The 2,984-nt window shown below is 75.4% G+C and carries 1 protein-coding gene; it reads left to right on the top strand.

Annotated features, from left to right (window positions below; genetic code table 11):
- Positions 1-6 precede the first annotated feature (6 nt).
- Positions 7-2,984: SDR family NAD(P)-dependent oxidoreductase (locus PUR56_RS16180; RefSeq protein ID WP_329949443.1), on the top strand; the 2,978-nt coding region annotated here is incomplete at its 3' end.

Genomic DNA, 2,984 nt, shown 5'->3' with positions numbered 1-2,984 from the left:
GCCGAGATCGACGCCGTTGCCGAGGCTGCGGGTGGGCGGGGCTGGAAGTCCAGCCGTCTGCGGACCAGTCACGCCTTCCACTCCCGGCTGATGGAGCCGATGTTGGAGGACTTCCGCGCCGTGGTGCGTGGGTTGTCCTTCGCCGAGCCTTCGGTCCCGGCGGTGTCGTCGGTGACGGGCCGTCAGGTCGGTGTCGGGCAGTGGTCGGACCCGGAGTACTGGGTGGACCAGGTCCGCAAGCCGGTCCGCTTCGCCGACGCCCTCGAAGCGCTCGACGGCGTCACCAGGTTCGTCGAATTGGGCCCGGACGGCGTCCTGTCGGCGCTCGTCCAGCAGCCCGACGCCGTCACCGCGCCGCTGCTGCGCCGCGACCGTGACGAAGTCACCACCGCGCTGACGGCGCTCGCGACCCTGCACGTCAACGGTGTCCCGGTCGACTGGTCGCCGCTGTTCACGGGCGTCCGACCGGCCGAGCTGCCGACCTACGCCTTCCAGCACCAGCGGTACTGGCTGCAAGCAGCAGCGCCCGGCCGTTCGGCGGAACCTGCGGAGGCGGGCTTCTGGAACGTCGTCGAGAGGGGCGATCTCCCGGCGTTCGCAGCGGAGTTGGGTGTCGATACCGATGCCGCCGCCACCGTGCTGCCCGCGCTGTCGACCTGGCGGGCGCGCGGCCAGGAACGGTCGCTCATCGACGGCTGGCGATACCGCGTCACCTGGAAGCCGGTCGCCGATCCCGGCGCGGCCCGGGTCGACGGATCCTGGCTGCTTCTCGGTGAGGACGACGAGGAGACCGCCGCCCTCGCCGATGTCCTGACCGGTCACGGCGCGACCGTGCTCCGGTTGGAGATCGGGGTGCGGGCCGAGCTGGCCGACCGGCTGCGGACGCTCGACGCACCGCCGGTCGGCGTGCTGGTACCGGCGGGTTCGCTCACCGGCGTGCTCGCCGCCGTCCAGGCACTGGGCGACGCCGGAATCGCGGCGCCGCTCTGGCTCCTCACGCGGGGGGCGGTCGCGACCGGGTCCGCCGATCCGGCGGTCGACCCGCACCGAGCGGAGGTGTGGGGCCTCGGCCGCGTCGTCGGGCTGGAACACCCCGACCGCTGGGGCGGGCTGATCGACCTGCCGGAGCACCTGGACGTCCGTGCGGGCGGCCGTCTGGTGGCCGTGCTCGCCGGCGGGCTGGGTGACGAGACCGAGGTCTCGGTCCGGGGCGGCGGGCTGCTGGTCCGCCGCCTGACCCCGGCGCCTCGGCGGTCGGGAGGCGGCTGGGAGCCGCGTGGGACGGTTCTGGTCACCGGAGGCACCGGTGGTCTCGGCCGCCAGGTCGCCCGGTGGGCGGTGGAGCACGGCGCCCGACGGGTCGTGCTCGTCGGCCGACGGGGGACCGGGGCGGAGGGTGTCCGCGAGCTGACGGCGGAGTTCGAGAACGTCGAGGCCCGTGCCTGCGACCTCACCGACCGCGACGCGGTCGCGGCGCTGGTGCGGGAGTTCGACGACGAGCCCGACCTGGCGATCGTGCACGCCGCCGGGACCCTGGACGACGGCGTGGTCGCCGGGCTCGACCCGGCCCGCCTGGACGCGGTGCTGGCGAGCAAGGCCGGTGCGGCCTGGCAGCTGCACGAACTGACGGAGCACCGCCCGCTCTCGGCGTTCGTCCTGTTCTCCTCGACCGCCGGCGTGCTCGGCAACCCCGGCCAGGCCAACTACGCCGCCGCCAACGCGGCGCTCGACGCGCTCGCGGAGCACCGCGCGGCCCGCGGGCTGCCGGCCACCTCGATCGCCTGGGGACCCTGGGCCGACGCCGGCATGATGGCCGGCCACGCGGGCTCCGCGCAGTTCCGCCGCTCGGGCCTCTCCCTGTTGCCCCCCGCGGCCGCGCTGGCCGCGCTGGCCGCCGCGGTGGGCGGTGGCGAGCCGGCGGTGGTCGTCGCGGACGTGCGGTGGGACCGGTTCGCCGCCGAGTCCGGCGTGCTGCGGCCGGCGTCGGTGCTGGCCGACCTGCCGGAGGTGCGGGCGTCGGTCCGCGAGGTGACCGTGACCGGCCGGCTGCCGCTCGCGCTGCGGCTGGCGGACCTCTCGCCCGCCGAGGCGCGCCGGACCCTGCTGACCGAGGTGCGGGACCAGGCTGCCGCGGTGCTCGGGCACGGGTCGGGCGGTGCGGTGGCGCCCGACCGCTCGTTCCAGGACCTCGGCCTCGACTCGCTCACCGCGATGGAACTGCGGAACCGGCTGGCCGCCGCGACCGGACTCACCCTCCCGGCGGCACTGGTCTTCGACTACCCGGACGCCGACCGGCTGGCCGGGTTCCTGCTGGAAAGGCTCGTCGGCGGACGGGCTGCGGCGGCGGTACCGGCCGCTCCGGCCGCGCCGGTCACCGACGATCCGATCGTCATCGTCGGGTTGGCCTGCCGGTTCCCGGGCGGGGCCGACACCCCGGAGGACCTCTGGGACCTGCTGGCCTCCGGGACCGACGCCATGGGCGGGTTCCCCACGGACCGCGGCTGGGACCTGGAAGCCCTCTACCACCCGGACCCGGAGCACCCCGGCACCACGTACACCCGGGACGGCGGCTTCGTGTCCGCCGCCGGTGAGTTCGACGCGGGGCTGTTCGGGATCTCGCCGCGCGAGGCGCTGGCGATGGACCCGCAGCAGCGGTTGCTGCTGGAGACGTCGTGGGAGGCGTTCGAACGGGCCGGGGTCGACCCGCTGTCGCTCCGCGGCGAGCAGGTCGGCGTGTTCGCCGGAACCAACGGTCAGGACTACGTCGCGCTGCTGGACGACGGGTCCGAGGACGTCGCGGACTCGGCGGGCCACATCGGCACCGGGAACGCGGCGAGCGTGCTGTCCGGCCGCGTCTCGTACTCGTTCGGCCTGGAGGGGCCGGCGGTGACGGTGGACACGGCGTGCTCGTCGTCGCTGGTCGCGCTGCACCTGGCCGCGCAGGCGCTGCGGTCGGGCGAGTGCTCGATGGCGCTGGTCGGCGG

It is taken from the genome of Streptomyces sp. BE303, from assembly GCF_036290945.1.
GTDB lineage: Bacteria > Actinomycetota > Actinomycetes > Streptomycetales > Streptomycetaceae > Kitasatospora.
The sequence above is the reverse complement of the archived record's forward strand: the minus strand, read 5'-3'. Positions and strand labels throughout refer to the sequence as shown.